Source organism: Kribbibacterium absianum, assembly GCF_030067705.1.
In the GTDB taxonomy this organism is placed as follows: domain Bacteria; phylum Actinomycetota; class Coriobacteriia; order Coriobacteriales; family Atopobiaceae; genus Kribbibacterium; species Kribbibacterium absianum.
This window is the reverse complement of record NZ_JASJEX010000001.1, coordinates 62,256-80,026: the sequence shown is the minus strand read 5'-3', so window position 1 is coordinate 80,026 and position 17,771 is coordinate 62,256. Positions and strand designations below refer to the sequence as shown.

Here is a 17,771-nt window from a genome sequence, read left to right as displayed (position 1 = left end):
GACGCTTCGGTCAGAGCCGTTTGTCCACGGTTGGACGCTTCGGTCAGAGCCGTTTGTCCACGGTTGGACGCTTGGAAGAGAGCCGTTTGCCCACGCTATCGCGGACTGGAGCGTGGACAATTGGCTTTGACGCAAGCGTCCGGGAACAGAGCGGCGATGCGCGGCGGAACCGGCGACTCCACCGTGACGCGCTCGCCCGTCAGCGGGTGCGCGAACGTCTCGCGCCAGGCATGGAGCAGGAGCCCGTCGTCCCACATCGACCCGTCGTACCACTCGTCCCCCACTACCGGCGTGCCCAGATGCGCCGCGTGCACGCGGATCTGATGCCGGCGCCCGCTGAGAATCTGGGCCTCGACAAGTGTCACCGGGCCGATCCCCGGCACCGTGCGCGTCTCGACCACCGCGAAGCGGGTCTCCGCCGGCTTGCCCGTCGCGGACACCCGCATGCGGTGGGCATCGTGCCGGTCGCGGCCGATGGGCTCCGTCACGGTCACGTCACCGGGCAGCGTCCCGGCCAGCACGGCCAGGTAGCGCTTCTCGACATCGGCGCCGGCCACCGCCTCGTCCCACAACGGCTGGAACTCCGGCGCCAGCGAGAACAGCACGCACCCGCTCGTCCCCACGTCGAGCCGCTGAACCGCCTGCGCCACGCGCACGCGGCCCTCGTCGGCCAGGTGCGCCTGCACGCGGTCCGTGAGCGTCTCGGCGCCCGAGCCGTCGCCGTGCACGAGCAGCCCTTGCGGCTTCTCGGCCACGAGCGCGAGCCCGAGCGGGTCCTCCCACAGCACGGTCGCGGCCTCGCAGTCCGGGAACGGGGCGTCCGCGGCCTCCAGCTCAAGCGTCACCACGTCCCCGCTCGCCAGACGGTCGCCATGGGCCAGCGGGCGCCCTTCGCGGCTCAGCCGTCGGCCGGCGAACACTGCAGCGCGCCCCGGCCGCGAGAGCCCCATCTCGGCCAACAGGCGCCCGGCCGTCTGCGGCGGCCGCACTGCGACCTCCACGTGCACGTCGTCCGCCTCGAGCACTCGGTACGGTTTTCTCGCCATCTGCGCCTCCTCGCCGTGTGCCGAGAGTGTAGCCAACCCGGGCGCCGACCATTCCGCGAGTCCCGGCAACGAGCATGGATATAAGAGCCACGAGCGGCGTCCCGCTCTGTGACCCCAACTTCCGGGAGGCATCCATGAAGTGCAACGAGCCCGTCACCCAGACGGACAACCTGTCCAGCCTGACCTTCACGCTCAACTCCGGCCGTGAGATGCCGGCCATCGGCTACGGCACCTGGCTCACCCCCGACGGCGATTGCCCGGCCCTCGTGGAGCAGGCGGCCAAGGACGGCTACCGGCTCTTCGACACCGCGCAGGTCTACGAGAACGAGGCCGGCGTGGGCAACGGCGTGCGCCATGCGCTGGACCAGCTGCGCCTGGAGCGCGGCGACGTCTTCGTGACCACCAAGGTGGACGCGGACTTCAAGCAGCAGGTGCTGGCGTACAACTCGATCCACCTGTCCCTCGACAAGCTCCAGATGCCCTACGCGGACCTCGTGCTGATCCACGCGCCGCGCCCCTGGAAGTACATGGACGAGGACCCCGACACGTGCGGCCACTTCTACGACGAGAACCGCGCCGTGTGGCTGGCTCTCGAGGACGCCGTGAAGACCGGCTGGACGCGGTCCATCGGCCTCTCGCAGTTCAGCGTCGACGACATGGAGCACCTGCTCGCCGACGGCGCCACCGTTCCGGCGGTGCTGCAGACCTGCGCCTACATCGGCAACATGCCCTGGGACCTGATGGAGTACTGCTCCGACAAGGGCATCCAGCTGCAGGCGTTCTGCCCGCTCGGGCACGGCAACGTGCTCAAGAACGACGACCTTGCGGCCATGGCCACGAAGTACCAGGTGAGCACCGCGCAACTGTGTCTGCGCTACCTGCTGCAGAAGGGCTTCGCCGTGATCCCCAAGACCGTGGTGCCCGCGCACCTGCAGCAGAACCTGGAGCTGGGCTTTGCGATCGAGGATGCCGATGTGGCCGCCCTCGACAAGCTGAACCTCAAGGACGCCATCAAGGGTCTGTAGCGCACCGTTGAAACCGGACGCCTCAGAGGGGTGTCAGCGAGGGCCGCCGGTCCACGGGGACGGGCGGCCCTCTGGTTTGGAGGCCGACTCACGCTACGGGCGACCGCCGCCCGCGCACGCCGTCAAGAGGGCGCCCCCGTAGCCCACGCCCTCGGTGACGAGGACAGAGGCCGCCGTAAGCGGGACGACGTAGAACACGGTCTTGTCAGGAACCGCCATGTCGAGCCCTGGGCCGAGAAATCTGAACCACGCGCCCAGGCTGTCGCCGTCTATGCCGGCCAACGCTCCCCCACACTTCGCCACCTGCGCGCATGCGAGCAACGTCAGAACGCACAGAGCGACGCATCCGACCACAGACGTCCAAGCCCGCAACGAGTGCCAATCGCTGCGCCTCTTGACCGAGCGGGCCACACACCAAAGGACAATCACGAGCCCGGGCACCGTTGCAATAAAGATCGTCACCACCACAAGCACGAAGTAGAGCACCCACCAGGGATCGGACCCGTAGGCGACCCACTCGGACGGCTCCAGAGAGTTGAGCAGCGCCAGCACAAGGAGTGCCATCTCAACCCCCCAGCCCCACGTGAGCACCTTCCGCAGGCCGGAGGCCCAGGCACGCGCAAAGACGTTCGTCACCGACATCGCCTCCAAACCCGGACCGCTCGATCTCACTAATGGTATCTGCGGTCCCCCCTCCGACACACATCAGGTTTCCCACGATTTCCGAACCCCAAGGCTCCATGCGTTCCCGTGGGGCGACTGGCAGCTCTCGTGGCAAGGACACATGCCTCTGACCGAAGCGTCCAACCGTGGACAAATGGCTCTCTCTGAAGCGTCCAGCTCTAGCTAGCGGAGCCCGGCGCCCCCGAGGAACGTCAGGAACTCCTCGGCGCCGCGCTGTGGGTACCGCAGGTACAGCTCGTTGCGGCCAAGGTCCCGCGCCACCTGAAGTTTGCTTTGCTTGATGGCGGCATGCAGGGCCTTGGCGCTATCGCGGTACGGACGCGTCTCGAGGCCGCTCGCGGTCACCAACACCGGGCACCGGATGGCCGAGATGTCCCGAGGGATGCGCCACTCCTGCACCGCGTCCGTCATGGCCGAGGCGGTCTTGCGCGGGGTCACGGCGACCGACTCGGCGAACTGCTGGGCGAGGGCGCGCGGGATGCCGAGGCCGTCCATCTGCGATGCCAGGTAGCGGCGGCGCTTCTTCACCCTGGGCAGCCGTTCGCGCATCACGTTTTGAATCTGGTCATAGTTCATGGCGGCGGTGATGACCATGGCCGCCGGTGCCCCCATCATCATGAACGCCAGCGCCGTGAGCTTGGCCGAGCCGGCCGTGCCCGGCACCTTCTCGCAGAGGACGTCGCCGACCATCAGCGCCCTCGCGCAGCGCGAGTCCTCACAGAGGGCCTCGACGGCCACCTGACCGCCCATACCGCAGCCGACCAGCGCGCGCAGGCCATCTGGCACATTCTTCTCGACCCATTCGCAGACCCGCTTGGCCTCCTCGCCGATGCCCGGGAACGGCTCGTCGGCCGCCTCGCCAAAGCCGTCCCAGGTGCAGACCACCGTGTTGTAGCCCTGGGCGCCCAGCTGTGCCGAGAAGGCCGCCATGGCCCACCAGCCGCAGAGCTCGGGCGACAGCAGCATGACGTAAGGGGCGCCCGCGACCGGCGCGCCGCCGTCCTTGCCCACCGCGTGGAACCTCATGGCTCGCCCTCCGTCATTGTGAAAATGGGGACAGAGCGTTATTTGCAGGTCATACGATGCGTGATGCGAACCCGACGGCTCTATGGAAATCGATTATCAAACCACCTGCGAAAGTGCTCCGTCCCCTTTTGCAGGTCAGGCCGGGAAGTCGGCTTGCGCGAAGGCGTCGTCGTTCACGAGGTCGCGCACGTCACAGGCCAGGTTCTCCAGCGGCACCGAGCGCTGCTCGTGGGTGCGCATGTCGCGCACCGTGGCCTCCCCGGCCGCCAGCTCGTCCGGCCCGATGATCACGCAGAGGCGCGCGTGGTGCTTGTCGGCCTGCTTCATCTGGCTCTTCATCGAGCGGCCCTGGTAGTCCGCCTCGGCCGTCACGCCCGCGCGGCGCAGGCCCAGGCACGCCCGGAACACAGCGTCGCGGCACTCCGGCGCCGCCGACACCACGTACACACAGGTGGGCTCCGGCCCCGCCAGGTTCACGCCCTGCGCCTCGAGGGCCAGCATGATGCGCTCGAAGCCCACCGCAAATCCGATGCCCGGCGTGGGCTTGCCGCCCTCCAGCTCCATCAGGCCGTCGTAGCGGCCGCCGCCGCCGATGGCGCTCTGCGCACCCATGCCCTCGGTGACCTGCACCTCGAACACCGTGCGCGTGTAGTAGTCGAGCCCGCGCACGAGCGTCGGGTCCTCCTCGTAGGCGATGCCCGCCTCGTCCAGGTACTGCTTGACCTTGGCGTAGTGTTCGGCGCACTCGTCGCAGAGCGCGTCGGTGATGAGCGGCGCGTCGGCCATCACGGCGCGGCAGGCGTCGTTCTTGCAGTCGAAGGCGCGCAGCGGGTTGGTGTCCGCGCGCACGAGGCACTCCTCGCACATCTCGTCGGCGTGCTCCCGGATAAAGGTCGCAACGGCATCGCGGTAGGCCGGGCGGCACGCCGGGTCGCCCATCGAGTTGATGAGCAGGCGCATCTTGGAGCGGTCGAGACCCAGCTCCTCGTAGAAGTCCATCAGCATGATGATGACCTCGGCGTCGAGTGCCGGATCCGGCGCGCCGAGCACCTCCGCGCCCACCTGATGGAACTGGCGCAGCCGCCCCTTCTGCACTCGCTCGCCACGGAACATCGGGCCTGCGTACCACATCTTCACCGGCGCCCCGCCCTGCGGCACGAAGGTGTTCTCCACGGCGGCGCGCACGAAGCCGGCCGTGCCCTCCGGGCGCAGCGCCAGACGCTTGCCCGGCTTGAGCTTGGCGTCCGTGCCGGCCTCGAGCACGTTGGCGAAGTTCTGCCCCGAGAACACTCGGAACATCTCCTTGCGCACCACGTCGGTGGACTGGCCGATACCGTGCACAAAGACGTCGACCTGCTCCATTGCCGGCGTCTCGATGGCCGAGAACCCGTAGCGCCCGAAGACGTCGGCGGCCGTGGCCTGCATCGCCTGCCACGCGCGCATCCGCGCGCCGAAAAGGTCCTCGGTTCCCTCGGGTTTCTTGGCCTGCATGGCGCCTCCTTGCGTGAGCTTCAGTCGCTTCAGTATAGCCGCGCCGCCGAGAAGCCCGAGCACCGCCACCCAAACCGCCTCCCGGGAGCCGTTTTAGCGACCCAAGGCGGGGTTTGGGTGGTGAAAGACGAAAGCACCTCCACCCAACCCTGCCTGGGAGCCCCCGTTGAGGGCTCTGAATCGAGGGTTGGGTGGAGGTGCTCCCAAAGCTCACCCCTCAACCCTCTCTGAGCCGACCATTTGCGCCGCTCGGAAGCCGGGTTGGGTGGTGGGAACGGTCCGGCCTCGCCCGTTACTCCGCCGGCACCACCGTCACGACCCAGCCCTCGGGCGCGGGAATCGTGCCCGCCTGCATGTCGGTGAGGGTGTTGCGGAGCTTGGACATCACAGGGCCGATCTCCGTCTCGCCGGCCGGGAACGTCACCGTGTCGTCGCCGTCCACGATCTTGCCCACCGGGCTGATCACGGCCGCCGTGCCGCAGAGGCCGCACTCGGTGAAGCGGCCCTCGAGCACCTCGGCCCACATGACCGGTCGCTCCTCCACCGTCATGCCAAGGCCCTCGGCCACCTGCACGAGCGAGCGGCGCGTGATGGAGGGCAGGATCGAGTCCGTGGCGCTCTGCGGGACCACGAGGGTCCCGTTCTCGTCGACGAAGAGCACGTTCGCGCCGCCGGTCTCCTCCACGTAGGTGCGGGACTGGCTGTCCAAGTAGAGGTTCTCGGCATACCCCAGCGCGTGGGCCTCCTCGCCGGCGAACAGGCTCATCGCGTAGTTGAGGCCGGCCTTGATGTTGCCCGTGCCATGGGGAGCGGCGCGGTCGTACGGCGAGACGCGGATCGTGATCGGCTTCACGCCGCCCTTGAAGTACGGGCCCACCGGCGTCACGAGGATGCGGAACTGATAGGCCGAAGCTGGCGCGACGCCAATGACCTCTCCCGTCGCGAACATCATCGGGCGCACGTAGAGCGTGGCGCCGGAGCCGTACGGCGGCACCCACGCGGCATTGGCGGCCACGACCTGCTTGACCGCGTCCACGAACTTGTCCTCGGGGAACGGCGGCATCACGAGGCGCTCGGCGGAATCGTGCATGCGCTTGGCGTTGAGGTCTGGGCGGAAGCACACGATGCTGCCGTCATCGGTGGTGTAGGCCTTGAGGCCCTCGAAGCACTCCTGGCAGTAATGCAGGATGCCGGCGCACTCGGACAGCGTGACGGTGTGGTCGGCGGTGAGGCCGCCCTCGTCCCACTCGCCGTCCTTCCAGTTGCAGACGTAGCTGTAGTCCGTGGGCTGGTACGCGAACGTCAGGCTGCCCCAGTCGATGTCCTTCTTCTCCTGCGCCATAAATGCCTCCTCGACGGTCTTCAAGGTTGGCGGCGATTGTAGGACGGCAATGGATCGCTGCGGTTTCCGGGGTGTCCTGTGACACGAACCCGAAAAGACGGCGTGAGAAAAAGGAAGGCACTGTCTCCCACGGGTTCGAGAAGGGCATTCGATGCGCAGCTTCCAGAACGACTACTCCGAGGGCGCGGCGCCCGAGATCCTCGCCGCGCTCGTCGCCACCAACGACGAGCAGACCGTGGGCTACACCGAGGGCGACCCTCACTGCGAGCGCGCCCGACAGTTGATCCGCGAGGCGTGCGGACAGCCCGACGCGATGGTGGAGTTCTGCATCGGCGGCACGAGCGCGAACCTCATCTGCGTGGCGGGCATGCTGCGCGACTACGAGGGCGTGATCTGCACGCCGGACGCGCACATCGCCACGCACGAGACGGGCGCCATCGGCGCCTGCGGGCGCACGACGCTGGCGACGCGGGACGCCGACGGGTTCCTGTCGCCCGAGGAGTGCGAGCGCGTGTGGCGGTTCCAGACGGGGACCGGTCGCCACATGACGCGCCCCCGGCTGCTCTACATCACGGACTCGACGGAGTTCGGCGGCGTCTGGACCGCCGAGAGGTTCGATGCCATCTGCGACTGGGCAGCGGAGCACGACTGCAAGGTCTACGTGGACGGCGCGCGGCTCGGCGCGGCGCTCGAGTCACCGGCCAACGACCTGACGCTCGAGCACCTTGCCGGCCGCGCGGACGCCTTCACCATTGGGGGCACCAAGAACGGGATGCTCTTTGGCGACGCCGTTGTGGTCCGCGACCCGGAGCTGCGCCGCGACTTCCCGTACCTGCAAAAGGAGCGCGGCGGCCTGATGGCCAAAGGGCGCCTGCTCGGCGTGCAGTTCTCGGCCGCCTTCGAGGACGGGCTCTATTGGCGGCTCGCGCGTCACGCGGACGAGCAGGCGCTGCGCCTGCGCGACGGCATGTTGGAGCTGGGCTACGAGCCATACCTCGCGAGCCCGTCCAACCAGCAGTTCTTCGTCGTGCCCGACGCCGTGGGCGACGCCTTCGCGGAGGCCTGCGGCTGCGAGACGTTCCTACAGATGCCGGACGGACGGCGCGTGATCCGTTTCGTGTGCAGCTGGGCGACGACCCCGGAGTCCGTCGGCGAGCTGCTCGCCCTGGCGCGCACGCTCAGGCGCGACGGGTGTTGAACGTGGGCCCAGCGGGGCCATCGCTCCTGTGGGGAGCCGTTTCCCCGCAAGATTGGTGGCCTCTTTGCGCGGAAACGACGACGCCCCGGGGGTCGGCAGGACGATGACATGGGGTTTTGTCGTGACACCCATCTGCAAGGGGCCGTTTCCCCGCATAACCTTGCGGGGAAACGGCCCCACTGACCGCGTGCCCTAGCGCTGCGGCGCCGGCGCGCCCTTGCCGCTCTTCTGCACGCGGTCGATAGCGTCGACCACGAGGCTCCAGAAGCCGTCGAAGTCCAGCTCCATCGCGGCCTGCGTGTGCACCGTCTCGTCGATGGGCGCGTTGAAGTCCGCCACCGTCATGCCGTTCGTGATGCCGGGCGCCGTCTCGACGTCGATGGGCACTTTCACGCACTTCACGATGTCGGGGTCGATCAGGTACGCCACCGTGCACGGGTCATGCACCGGCGGGAACTCGAAGCCCTGCGAGTCCTGGTACGCCTTGCGGAAGAACGTGAAGAGCCCGAGCACGAAGTCGGCCACAGGGCCGCCCAGATCGGCGATCTTCTTCGCCACCTCATCGGTCGCGAGCGCCTGGTGCGTCAGGTCGAGCCCCACCATCGTGATCGGCCACGGCTCGTTGAAGACGATCTTCGCCGCCTCTGGGTCCGTCCAGATGTTGAACTCGGCCACCGGGCCGCGGTTGCCCACGTGCACGCCGCCGCCCATGAGCACGACCTCCTTCACCCGGTCCACGATGCGCGGCTCCTTGCGCACGGCCATCGCGATGTTGGTGAGGGGCCCGGTCGGCACGAGCGTGACGGTGCCCGGCTCGTTCTCCATGATGGTGTCGATGATGAAGTCCACCGCGTGGCCCTCCGAGAGCGGGGCCGGCTCGGGCAGCACCACGCCGTCCAGGCCGCTCTCGCCGTGCTCCTTCGCCGCAGGGTTCACCGGGCGCAGCAGCGGTCGGTCGCAGCCCGCGTGAATGGGCACGCCCTCCATGCCGTACTCCGTGGCCAGGCACTGCGCGTTGTGCGTCACCTTGTCGAGGGTCTGGTTGCCGCCGATGGTCGTGACGCCGAGCAGCTCGATCTCGGGGTTCGCGTGGGCGAGCAACATCGCCACGGCGTCGTCGTGGCCGGGGTCGCAGTCCAGGATGATCTTCTTCGCCATAAGACATCGCCTCCTGAGCACAGATATGCAACACGATGCCTTATAACCCGTCGAACCAGAATCCTGCACTCGAGGCCGGGATCGGCGGCACAGGTCCGGCGAGCGGCGCGCTACAGCACGAGGCCCTCAAAGGACGCGAGCGTCTCGTCGGCCTCGGAGGTGTCCTGGCGCACCACCGACCCGGTGAACCCCACCACGTAGCAGCCGGCCGCCTTGGCGCTCGCGATGCCCGACGGCGAGTCGTCGAAGGCCACGCACTCCCCCGGCACCACGCCGAGCAGCTCGCACGCCCGCGCGTACGGCTCCGGGTCCGGCTTGTGCCGCTCGGTGAGGTCGCCCGAGACGATCGCGTCGAAGCAGCTCGTCATCCCCAGCCGGTTGAGCCCGGCGAGCAGGTGCCGCGCCGGCGACGTCGACACGAGCGCCGTCTTCAGCCCGCGCTCCCGTAGGCCGGCGATGAACTCGCGGATCCCCGGCATTGCGTCGAGCGACGGGTCCAGGTACACCTCGATGCGGTCCGCGTGGCGCTCCGGGCTCCGCAGGTCGTCGAACGTCGCGTCCACGCCGTACCTCTCGAACACGGCGCGCGCCGGCCCGTAGCCGTCCGTGCCCACGAACGAGTAGAGCTCGTCCCAGGTGGGCTCGATGCCAAAGGTTCGGAACGCCTCGAGGTCCTGAGCAGAGACCAGGGGCTCGGTGTCCGCCACCACGCCGTCGAAATCGAACAGCGCGGCAGCCAGGTTCGCCATCGTCATCTTCGCGCCTTTCTCGCCTGCCACCGTTCCTGCCACGCTGGGTAGGCGTTCGAGATGAGCACCGCCAGGAAGATCAGCGCGAACCCGGACACCAGACGCCCGGTCAGGACCTCACGGCCGGCCAGCACGCTGAAGAGCACGCCGCTCGGCGACTCGAGGGACGAGAGGATGCCGCCCTCGGTGGGGTCCACCTTGGTGAACGCGTAATTGAGCACCGTGAGGCAGAAGAACGAGCAGACCACGCCGAAGTACACGAACGGCCAGAACACGTTCGGCTCCAGGAGCGTCGAGATCGCCGGCGGCTGCTCCCAGACCAGTCCGCAGACCAAAGACGCGAGCGCCATCACGATGAACTGCCAGGCGGTTATCGCCCAGACGTCGAGCTCCTGGCCCTCCTTGGCCACCACCACCAGCTGCAGCGCATAGAACACCGCGCCGAGCAACGTGAGCAGGTCCCCGGCGTTGAGCGGGAACCCGTTGTCGAGCGCGACGAGCCCAAGCCCGGCCAAACACACGAACGCCGCCACGACGTCGTAGCGCTTCGGGCGCCCCATCCCGAGGAGCCACGCGCAGAACGGCACCATCACGCAGTAGGTGCCGGTGAGAAACGCGTTCTTGCCCGGAGTGGTCAGCGTGAGCCCGAGCGTCTGCACCGCGTAGCCCGCCCATTCGAGGAACCCGATCACGAGGCCCACCGAGATGGTCCGCCGGTCCAGGTGAGAGCTGAACTGCTTCCAGAACACGACGAGCATGAGGGCCACGGCCATCGTGAAGCGGATGGCGAGCAGCCAGAACGGCGGCACGAGGTCCATCACGTCCTTCATCAGGAAGAACGAGGAGCCCCAGATGAGCGCGCAACACACGAGCAGGACCTTGCAGAACCCGGCGGACCGGGCCAGCCGCCCCAGTTGCTCTCTCATCGACAGATCGGTTCTACCGCTCACGGATCCCCCCGCATCGTTCGGCCGTTGCTGGGCAAAGCTCTGTATAAGACACACAACCGCGATGCAGCGAAGAACCCTCGACAGCCCAGCGTTGTGCATGGAACACCTTGGCCATTGTGAGAGACGGGTTCGCGAGAGGACGCCCTCCTTTTCCCAATCCGTCGCACAATTGTGAAGACATCGTGTATGGTAGCTATAAGCAACCTGATGCCCCGAGAGTGACGAGCGGAAGGAGACCCGATGCGCTGCCCAAATTGCCACCGCGAAGTCTCGAACGACACCGGCTATTGCCCCACGTGTGGCGGGGAGCTGCCCATTGAGGAGCCGGCCTCCGGCGAGATCGCGTTCTCGATGCCGGCCCTGATCGTCGACCCGGCGCCCCCGGTCAAGAAGGTCGCCGACAAGATGTCATCGTTGGACGGGATCCGCATGGCCAACGCCGTTTGGGGCGTGCTGCTCCTGGTGTGCGCGGTGGTCGTGGCCATGTACTTCGTGCTGTAGGGTGCACGTCATAGATTGTTCGAGCCGGCGTCCCCATGGCGCCGGCTCGTTTTGTCTAGGATGTATTCAGCGATTCCGATACGAACCCGAGAGGAGCCCCATGCGCACCGAGGAGTTCTCCGTCGTCTCCCCCTTCGATGGGCTGGAGCTGAGCTGCATCGTCGTCGAGCCACGGGGCCCCGTGCGCGGGCTCGTGCAGTTCTCGCACGGCATGGAGGAGCACAAGGAGCGCTACCTCCCGCTGATGGAGTTCCTCGCCGAGCGCGGCTTCGCGAGCGTGATCCACGACCACCGCGGCCACGGCCAGAGCGTTCGGAGCCCCGACGACCTCGGCTACTTCTACGACGACTCCGCCCAGGCCATCGTCGACGACGTCGTGGCCGTGCAAGCCGTGCTGAGGCGCCGCTGGCCCGACGAGCCGCTCGTGCTCTTCGGCCACTCGATGGGCTCGCTCGTGGCGCGCGTGTTCCTCAAGGAGCACGACAGGGACATCCAGGGCCTCGTGCTGTGCGGCGCGCCGTTCAACAACGCCGCCACGGGCCTGGGGCTGGCCGCGGTCGCGACCGTGACGGCCGTGAAGGGGGACCGCGCCAAGTCCGGCCTCGTGCGGGGCCTGGTGTTCGGCCCCTACAACAAGGGGCTCCCTGGCGACCACGAGCTCCGGTGGCTCTCTGCGAACGAGGAGAACGTCCTCGCCTACGTCGCGAACCCCCTCGACGGCTTCGGCTTCACGCTCAACGGCTACAAGAACCTGATGCTCCTCATCACGCACGCGTTCGACGCGGAGGGCTGGACCCGGGAGAACCCCGACCTACCGATCCTCTTCATCGCCGGGGCGGACGACCCCGTAATCGGCGGCGCCGAGAAGTGGCGGGAGTCGCAGCAGTTCCTGCGCGACCGTGGCTACGCGAACGTGACCGGCAAGCTCTATGAGGGCATGCGCCATGAGATCCTCAATGAGAGGGACCGCCGGCTGGTCTTCGACGATGTAGCCGACTTCGTGGAGACGGTCTGCTGCGGGTAGCGCGGGGCCGCTACTCCTCGGGAGCCTTCTCGTTCACGAGCCAGAACTGCGCCGAGAAGGGCGCCAGCTCGAGCGTCACGCGGTCCTTTTCGGGCTCGAGCGCGACCGGCGCGCACGCCGTCGCGCCGCCGAACCTCTGCCAGTCGGTGTCGAGCAGCTCCTCGAGCGTCCCGACGCCCTCGGGCGCGAGCTCGTAGGCGCGGGGCAGGTCGCCGAAGTTGAACGCGCAGAGGATTCGCTGGCCCTGTGCGCGTCGCTCGAACGCGTAGCAGCAGGGCGTCTCGGCGCTGCAGTCCACCCACTCGAAGCCGTGCGGCTGGTAGTCCTGCTGGCTCAGCGCCGGCGCGTCGTCGTACAGCCTCGACAGCTCGTCCCGGAACGTGCGGAACGCGTCGTGCACCGGGTAGCTCAGGAGCATCCAGTCCTGTTCGCGTTTCTCGTCCCACTCGCGCATCTGGCCGAGCTCGTTGCCCATGAAGTCGAGCTTCTTGCCCGGGTGCGCGTACATGTAGGCATAGAGCGCCCTGGCCTGCGAGAACTTGCCCTCGTACTGGCCGTTCATCTTCTGCACGATGGTCGCCTTGCCGCGCACGGTCTCGTCGTGGGAGAACGGCAGCAGGTAGCGCTCGTCGTAGAAGTACATCATCGAGAACGTGAGCTTGTGGTAGGCGCCCTGGCGTGCGATGGGCGGCAGCCGGAAGTAGTCGAGCGTGTCGTTCATCCAGCCCATGTCCCACTTGTAGTCGAAACCGAGGCCGCCCTTGTGCGTGGGATGCGTGACGCCGGGATAGTTGGTGGAGTCCTCCGCGGCCATGATGGCCGTGGGCTCCAGGCGGTGGATGCCGTCGTTCAGGTTCTGCAGGAACTGCACCGCGCCGGCGTTGACGCCGCGCCCGGGGTCGCCCTGCCAGTAGATGAGGTTGCTGACCGCGTCCACGCGCACGCCGTCCATGTGGTACTCGGCGAGCCAGTAGTGCACGGAGGACTGCAGGAAGCTCCGAACGATGGGGTGCGAGTGGTTGAAGTTCTTGCTCCCCCACTCGTTGTAGCCCACGTCCGCCGAGGGGAACTCGTAGAGCGCCGTGCCGTCGAAAGTGCCGAGGCCGTAGTCGTTCACCGCGAAGTGCACGGCCGCAAAGTCGAGCAGCACGCCGACGCCCTCCTGGTGACAGGCATCGACGAGCGCCTTGAGCCCGGCCACGTCCCCGTACCGCGCGGTGGGCGCGAAGAAGCCGTAGCCCTGATAGCCCCAGGACTCGTCGGAGGGATACTCGCAGAGGGGCATGAGCTCGATGTGCGTGAAGCCATGCTGCTTGGCGTAGGCAGGCAGCCGCTGTGCGAGCTCGTCGTAGGTGAGCCAGCCCTCCTCGACGGTCTCTGCCCCCTCGCGGGTGCGCCACGAGCCCGCGTGGACCTCGTAGATGTTGAGCGGTCGGTCGTAGCAGCGGCTTCGGCAATCCATCCAGGCCTTGTCGTGGAACTCGTGGCAGTCGAGCGTCCGCACGACCGACGCCGTGTTGGGGCGCAGCTCCATGCCGTAGCCGTAGGGGTCCATGTGATCCACGACGCGGCCGTCCTGCTGATGGACGCGGTACTTGTAGAACTGCCCGAGCTCCACGCCAGGGACGGCGAGCTCGTAGAAGTTGCCGTCGTAGACCTGGCTCATGGCCACGGGCTGCCACTGGTTGAAGTCGCCGATCAGGTCGACGCCCGCAGCGGCCGGCGCGAAGACCCGGAACGTCGTGGCCTGTGGCTCGTAATGGCAGCCGAGGTACTCGTACGCGTCGAACTCGTCGCCACGATAGAACGCCTGCAGACCCGTGCCGTCCATGGAGCCCCGCCTTCCCCTGCGCCCGTCTCACGCTTCACCGAGAAGTATGGTTCGTGCCCCAATGTGAACGGCATTCACGGTCAAACGGCACCCACGGTCCGCGGACGCTTCGGTCAAAGCCATTTGTCCACGGTTGGACGCTTCGGTCAGAGCCATTTGTCCACGCTTTAGTCCCCTGGAGCGTGGACATTGAGCTTTGACCGAAGCGTCCAGACTTAGGCCTGGAGGAAGGCGCGGTACCCGCGATAGGCCTCGTAAACGTCGACCTTCGAGACGACCTCCCACAGCGAGTGCATCGACAGCACGGCCACGCCCGAGTCGATGACCTCCATGCCGTAGAGCGCCATGATGTACGCGATCGTGCCACCGCCGCCGGCGTTGACGCGCCCGAGCTCGCAGGTCTGGAACGCGACGTCGGCGCCGTCCATCACCGAGCGGATGAAGGCCATGTACTCGGCGTCGGCGTCGTTGGAGCCGCCCTTGCCGCGAGACCCGGTGAACTTGTTGAAGCAGAGGCCGTGGCCGAGCACGGCGGCGTTCTTCTCCTCGAAGCGGTCGGCGTAGGCCGGGTCGATGGCTGCCGACACGTCGCTCGACAGCATGCGCGAGTTGGCCAGGGCGCGGCGCAGCTTGAGGCCGCCGCCCTCGCCCGCGAGTTCCATGAGCTCGGCGAGGGCGTTCTCGAAGTAGTGGGCCTGCATGCCGGTGGCGCCGACGGAGCCGATCTCCTCCTTGTCCACCAGGATGCAGCAGCTCGTGCGCGCGACGTTCTCCTCGGCCAACTGGGCGTAGAGGGACGTGGCGGCGCACACGCGGTCGTCGTGGCCGTAGCCGAGGATCATCGAGCGGTCGAGGCCCATGTCGCGGGCCGGGCCCGCCGGCACCACCTCGAGCTCGGCGGAGAGCAGGTCCTCCTCCTCGATGCCCAGCCGCTTGGCGAGGATGTCGAGCAAGAGGCCCTTGACCGGGTTCTTCTGCTCCAGCTCGTCGCCCTCGACGACGAGCGGGCGGCTCCCGAGGATCACATCGAGGTTCTCGGCGTCCACTGCTTCGGCGAGCGGCTTCTTCATCTGCTCGGAGGCCAGGTGGATCAACAGGTCGGAGATGCAGAACACCGGGTCGTTCGGGTCCTCGCCCACGCGCACCGGGATCGTCGTGCCGTCCTTCTTGACGATGACGCCATGGATCGCGAGCGGGGTGGCGACCCAGAGCGTGGGCTTGAGGCCCCCGTAGTAGTGGGTGTCGGCCAGCGCCAGGTCGTACTTCTCGTAGAGCGGGTTCTGCTTGATGTCGAGGCGCGGGCTGTCGACGTGCGCGCCGAGGATGTTGAGGCCGCCCTCGAGCGGCTCGGTGCCCACGTTGAAGAGCGTCAGGGCCTTGCCGCGGGTGTTCACGTAGACCTTCGTACCGGGCGTCACAGGAGTGCCGGCACGGACCAGGTCGTCGAGCGGGACGTAGCCGGCGGCCTCCGCCAGTCGGACGGCGGCCTGGACGCACTCGCGCTCGGTCTTGTTCTCGCTGATGAAGGTGCGGTAGTTGTCGTTCAGCTCCTCGAGCTCCGCCAGCTGCTCCTCGGACAAGCGCTTCCAGGCGTTCTCTCGCTCCATGGACCCTCCGTCGTCTCGGGCGCTCCCGCGCCGCCTGCGCCAACGGACTGGTTATACCGCTCGCCGGGAGATCGTGGACCATGTCCACGCCAAAACGAGAAACACAACCCCACGAGAAACGGCGCCCCTGAGGGACGCCGTTTCCTGTTCTCTCTGTCACAAGCGGCGCCCCTAGGACGCAAGCTCCCGGGCGACCTCGGCGGTGATGCGCCGTGGCTGCTCCAAGCCGTCCACGGACTCCTTGGTCACGACCACGCGCACCACGTCCAACTCGGACGGGATGTCGAACATCGTGTCCTGGAGCACCTCCTCGCAGATGGCGCGGAGACCGCGGGCGCCGGTGTTGCGCTCGATGGCCTTGGCGACGATCTCGCGCAGCGCGTCGTCCTCGAACTCGAGGTCCACGCCCTCGATCTCGAACATGCGCTTGTACTGCTTGACGAGCGCGTTCTTGGGCGTCGTGAGGATGTCCATGAGGTCGTCCTCGGTGAGCTGCTGCGTGTTGGTCACCACCGGGATACGCCCGATGAACTCGGGGATGAGGCCGAACTTGTGAAGGTCCTCCGGCGCCACCTGGCTCATCAGCTCGTCCTCAGCCTCCTCCACGCGGGCGCCAAGGTCGGTGCCGAAGCCGATGCCCTTCTTGCCGATGCGGTCCGCCACGATCTTGTCGAGCCCGACGAACGCGCCGCCACAGATGAACAGGATGTTGGTGGTGTCGATCGAGATGAGCTCCTGCTGCGGGTGCTTGCGACCGCCCTGGGGCGGGACGCTCGCCATCGTGCCCTCGAGGATCTTGAGCAGGGCCTGCTGCACGCCCTCGCCGGACACGTCGCGCGTGATCGAGAAGTTCTCCGCCTTGTGGGCGATCTTGTCGATCTCGTCCACGTAGACGATGCCCACCTGCGCGCGCTCGACGTCGCCGTCGGCGGCGTTGATGAGCTTGAGCAGGATGTTCTCGACGTCCTCGCCCACGTACCCCGCCTCGGTGAGGGTGGTGGCGTCCGCGATGGCGAACGGCACCTCGAGGAAGCGCGCGAGCGTCTGGGCCAGAAGCGTCTTGCCGGTGCCGGTGGGGCCGAGCAGCAGGATGTTGCTCTTCGCGAGCTCGACCTCCTCGTGGTCCTCATCGAAGGCTGCGGGCTGCGCGGCGCCGGACGGCCCGTTCATGATGCGGCGGTAATGGTTGTAGACGGCCACGCTCATCGCGCGCTTGGCCGCCTCCTGACCCATCACGTACTCGCTCAGCTCGTCGTAGATCTCGTGCGGCGTGGGCAGGTGCTCGATGAGCATCCCTGTGGCGGCCTCCTCGGGCGGGAGGTCGGCGTTGATCATCTCGCTGCAGGTGCTGATGCACTCGTCGCAGATGAACACGCCGGCAGGCCCCTGCACGAGCTTCTGCACCTGGTCGCGAGTGCGGCCGCAGAACGAGCAGTGGAGCTGCTTGTCGTCGTGGTCGTGGTCGTGGTCAAAATCCGACATCGCTACCCCTCATTCGGGTCGACGCGGGAGGCGATCACCTTGTCCACGAGCCCGTACTCCATGGCCTCCTGGGCGCGCATATAGTTGTCGCGCTCGGTGTCCTGCTGAATCCGCTCGACAGGTTGGCCGGTGTAGTCGGACAGCATGTGATTGAGGTGGTCGCGCAGGTAGGAGGTCTCCTGGGCGACGATGTTGATGTCCGTCTGCTGGCCCTGCACGCCGCTCGACGGCTGGTGGATCAGGACCATGGAGTTGGGCAGGCAGTACCGCTTGCCCTCGGTGCCCGCAGCGAGGATGACGGCGCCCATCGACGCGGCCATGCCGACGCAGATGGTCGAGACGTCCGGCTTGATGTAGTTCATCGTGTCGATGATGCCCATGCCGGAATAGATGTCGCCGCCGGGCGAGTTGATGTAGAGCGAGATGTCCTTGTCCGGGTCCTGGCTCTCCAGGTGCAGCAGCTGCGCGATCACCAGATTCGCGGAGTTGGAGTCCACCTGCTCGCCGAGGAAGACGATGCGGTCGTTGAGCAGGCGCGAGTAAATGTCATAGGAGCGCTCGCCGCGCGGCGTTTGCTCGATAACGTAGGGAATGTTCGGGATGTTCTTGGCTGGGTTGACCACTGCGCATCCTTTCTCCCACAAGACCCGGGGCGCA

At 67.3% G+C, this 17,771-nt stretch carries 16 protein-coding genes; 4 read left to right on the top strand and 12 right to left on the bottom strand.

Going from position 1 to position 17,771, the window contains the following annotated elements:
* Window positions 1-95: 95 nt before the first annotated feature.
* Window positions 96-1,046: an RluA family pseudouridine synthase gene (locus QJ043_RS00355; protein WP_283712183.1), complete on the bottom strand. Its 951-nt coding sequence runs from the start codon at window positions 1,044-1,046 to the stop codon at window positions 96-98.
* A 74-nt stretch (window positions 1,047-1,120) separates the two neighbouring features.
* Between QJ043_RS00355 and QJ043_RS00350 the strand changes: the two genes are divergently transcribed.
* Window positions 1,121-2,071, top strand: coding sequence for an aldo/keto reductase family protein (locus tag QJ043_RS00350; protein ID WP_283722688.1), 951 nt, complete (start codon window positions 1,121-1,123; stop codon window positions 2,069-2,071).
* A 93-nt stretch (window positions 2,072-2,164) separates the two neighbouring features.
* Here the strand turns inward: QJ043_RS00350 and QJ043_RS00345 are convergent, their stop codons facing one another.
* The 4 genes from QJ043_RS00345 to QJ043_RS00330 all read right to left on the bottom strand — a co-directional run bounded on the left by QJ043_RS00345 (window position 2,165) and on the right by QJ043_RS00330 (window position 6,614).
* Window positions 2,165-2,635 carry a hypothetical protein gene (locus QJ043_RS00345; RefSeq protein WP_283712181.1) on the bottom strand — a complete coding sequence of 157 codons (471 nt, stop codon included), beginning with the start codon at window positions 2,633-2,635 and terminating at the stop codon, window positions 2,165-2,167.
* Window positions 2,636-2,917: 282 nt separating this feature from the next.
* A complete protein-coding gene (locus tag QJ043_RS00340) occupies window positions 2,918-3,781 on the bottom strand; it encodes an alpha/beta fold hydrolase (RefSeq protein ID WP_283712180.1) in 864 nt (287 codons plus the stop codon).
* Between the two features lie 135 nt (window positions 3,782-3,916).
* Window positions 3,917-5,272, bottom strand: a complete 1,356-nt coding sequence (gene hisS, locus QJ043_RS00335; protein ID WP_283712179.1) for a histidine--tRNA ligase — start codon at window positions 5,270-5,272, stop codon at window positions 3,917-3,919.
* 292 nt (window positions 5,273-5,564) lie between these two features.
* Window positions 5,565-6,614: a branched-chain amino acid aminotransferase gene (locus QJ043_RS00330; RefSeq protein ID WP_283712178.1), complete on the bottom strand. Its 1,050-nt coding sequence runs from the start codon at window positions 6,612-6,614 to the stop codon at window positions 5,565-5,567.
* Window positions 6,615-6,765: 151 nt separating this feature from the next.
* Between QJ043_RS00330 and QJ043_RS00325 the strand changes: the two genes are divergently transcribed.
* Window positions 6,766-7,812 carry a threonine aldolase family protein gene (locus QJ043_RS00325; protein WP_283712177.1) on the top strand — a complete coding sequence of 349 codons (1,047 nt, stop codon included), beginning with the start codon at window positions 6,766-6,768 and terminating at the stop codon, window positions 7,810-7,812.
* Between the two features lie 192 nt (window positions 7,813-8,004).
* On the opposite strand, the gene uriH is transcribed toward QJ043_RS00325, so the two are convergent.
* From uriH to QJ043_RS00310, 3 genes are all read right to left on the bottom strand, one after another.
* A complete protein-coding gene (uriH, locus tag QJ043_RS00320) occupies window positions 8,005-8,970 on the bottom strand; it encodes a uridine-preferring nucleoside hydrolase UriH (protein WP_283712176.1) in 966 nt (321 codons plus the stop codon).
* 110 nt (window positions 8,971-9,080) lie between these two features.
* Complete coding sequence (locus tag QJ043_RS00315) at window positions 9,081-9,725, bottom strand: HAD family hydrolase (protein WP_283712175.1); 645 nt, start codon at window positions 9,723-9,725, stop codon at window positions 9,081-9,083.
* Window positions 9,722-10,645 carry a DMT family transporter gene (locus QJ043_RS00310; RefSeq protein ID WP_283722687.1) on the bottom strand — a complete coding sequence of 308 codons (924 nt, stop codon included), beginning with the start codon at window positions 10,643-10,645 and terminating at the stop codon, window positions 9,722-9,724. The genes QJ043_RS00315 and QJ043_RS00310 overlap by 4 nt, the downstream gene beginning before the upstream one ends.
* Before the next feature lie 264 nt (window positions 10,646-10,909).
* On the opposite strand from QJ043_RS00310, the gene QJ043_RS00305 reads away from it, so the two are divergent.
* Entirely contained in the window at window positions 10,910-11,170 is a 261-nt protein-coding gene (locus QJ043_RS00305; RefSeq protein WP_283712173.1) for a hypothetical protein, read from the top strand.
* Between the two features lie 100 nt (window positions 11,171-11,270).
* Window positions 11,271-12,194: an alpha/beta fold hydrolase gene (locus QJ043_RS00300; RefSeq protein ID WP_283712172.1), complete on the top strand. Its 924-nt coding sequence runs from the start codon at window positions 11,271-11,273 to the stop codon at window positions 12,192-12,194.
* Window positions 12,195-12,204: 10 nt separating this feature from the next.
* Here QJ043_RS00300 and glgB read toward each other — a convergent pair whose 3' ends face one another.
* From glgB to QJ043_RS00280, 4 genes are all read right to left on the bottom strand, one after another.
* Window positions 12,205-14,025, bottom strand: a complete 1,821-nt coding sequence (gene glgB / locus QJ043_RS00295; protein WP_283712171.1) for a 1,4-alpha-glucan branching protein GlgB — start codon at window positions 14,023-14,025, stop codon at window positions 12,205-12,207.
* A 215-nt stretch (window positions 14,026-14,240) separates the two neighbouring features.
* Window positions 14,241-15,632 (bottom strand): aminopeptidase, encoded by a 1,392-nt coding sequence (locus QJ043_RS00290; RefSeq protein WP_283712170.1) that lies wholly within the window; start codon window positions 15,630-15,632, stop codon window positions 14,241-14,243.
* A gap of 171 nt (window positions 15,633-15,803) precedes the next feature.
* Window positions 15,804-17,114 carry an ATP-dependent Clp protease ATP-binding subunit ClpX gene (clpX, locus tag QJ043_RS00285; protein ID WP_283712169.1) on the bottom strand — a complete coding sequence of 437 codons (1,311 nt, stop codon included), beginning with the start codon at window positions 17,112-17,114 and terminating at the stop codon, window positions 15,804-15,806.
* A gap of 2 nt (window positions 17,115-17,116) precedes the next feature.
* Window positions 17,117-17,737: an ATP-dependent Clp protease proteolytic subunit gene (locus QJ043_RS00280; protein ID WP_283712168.1), complete on the bottom strand. Its 621-nt coding sequence runs from the start codon at window positions 17,735-17,737 to the stop codon at window positions 17,117-17,119.
* Window positions 17,738-17,771: the final 34 nt, after the last annotated feature.

What these genes read in the sequence shown, in the direction of transcription:
- QJ043_RS00355 (WP_283712183.1), bottom strand. Translation starts at nt 1,046, where the DNA reads ATGGCGAGAAAACCGTACCGAGTGCTCGAGGCGGACGACGTGCACGTG.
- QJ043_RS00350 (WP_283722688.1), top strand. Translation starts at nt 1,121, where the DNA reads ATGGATATAAGAGCCACGAGCGGCGTCCCGCTCTGTGACCCCAACTTC.
- QJ043_RS00345 (WP_283712181.1), bottom strand. Translation starts at nt 2,635, where the DNA reads ATGGCACTCCTTGTGCTGGCGCTGCTCAACTCTCTGGAGCCGTCCGAG.
- QJ043_RS00340 (WP_283712180.1), bottom strand. Translation starts at nt 3,781, where the DNA reads ATGAGGTTCCACGCGGTGGGCAAGGACGGCGGCGCGCCGGTCGCGGGC.
- hisS (WP_283712179.1), bottom strand. Translation starts at nt 5,272, where the DNA reads ATGCAGGCCAAGAAACCCGAGGGAACCGAGGACCTTTTCGGCGCGCGG.
- QJ043_RS00330 (WP_283712178.1), bottom strand. Translation starts at nt 6,614, where the DNA reads ATGGCGCAGGAGAAGAAGGACATCGACTGGGGCAGCCTGACGTTCGCG.
- QJ043_RS00325 (WP_283712177.1), top strand. Translation starts at nt 6,766, where the DNA reads ATGCGCAGCTTCCAGAACGACTACTCCGAGGGCGCGGCGCCCGAGATC.
- uriH (WP_283712176.1), bottom strand. Translation starts at nt 8,970, where the DNA reads ATGGCGAAGAAGATCATCCTGGACTGCGACCCCGGCCACGACGACGCC.
- QJ043_RS00315 (WP_283712175.1), bottom strand. Translation starts at nt 9,725, where the DNA reads ATGACGATGGCGAACCTGGCTGCCGCGCTGTTCGATTTCGACGGCGTG.
- QJ043_RS00310 (WP_283722687.1), bottom strand. Translation starts at nt 10,645, where the DNA reads ATGAGAGAGCAACTGGGGCGGCTGGCCCGGTCCGCCGGGTTCTGCAAG.
- QJ043_RS00305 (WP_283712173.1), top strand. Translation starts at nt 10,910, where the DNA reads ATGCGCTGCCCAAATTGCCACCGCGAAGTCTCGAACGACACCGGCTAT.
- QJ043_RS00300 (WP_283712172.1), top strand. Translation starts at nt 11,271, where the DNA reads ATGCGCACCGAGGAGTTCTCCGTCGTCTCCCCCTTCGATGGGCTGGAG.
- glgB (WP_283712171.1), bottom strand. Translation starts at nt 14,025, where the DNA reads ATGGACGGCACGGGTCTGCAGGCGTTCTATCGTGGCGACGAGTTCGAC.
- QJ043_RS00290 (WP_283712170.1), bottom strand. Translation starts at nt 15,632, where the DNA reads ATGGAGCGAGAGAACGCCTGGAAGCGCTTGTCCGAGGAGCAGCTGGCG.
- clpX (WP_283712169.1), bottom strand. Translation starts at nt 17,114, where the DNA reads ATGTCGGATTTTGACCACGACCACGACCACGACGACAAGCAGCTCCAC.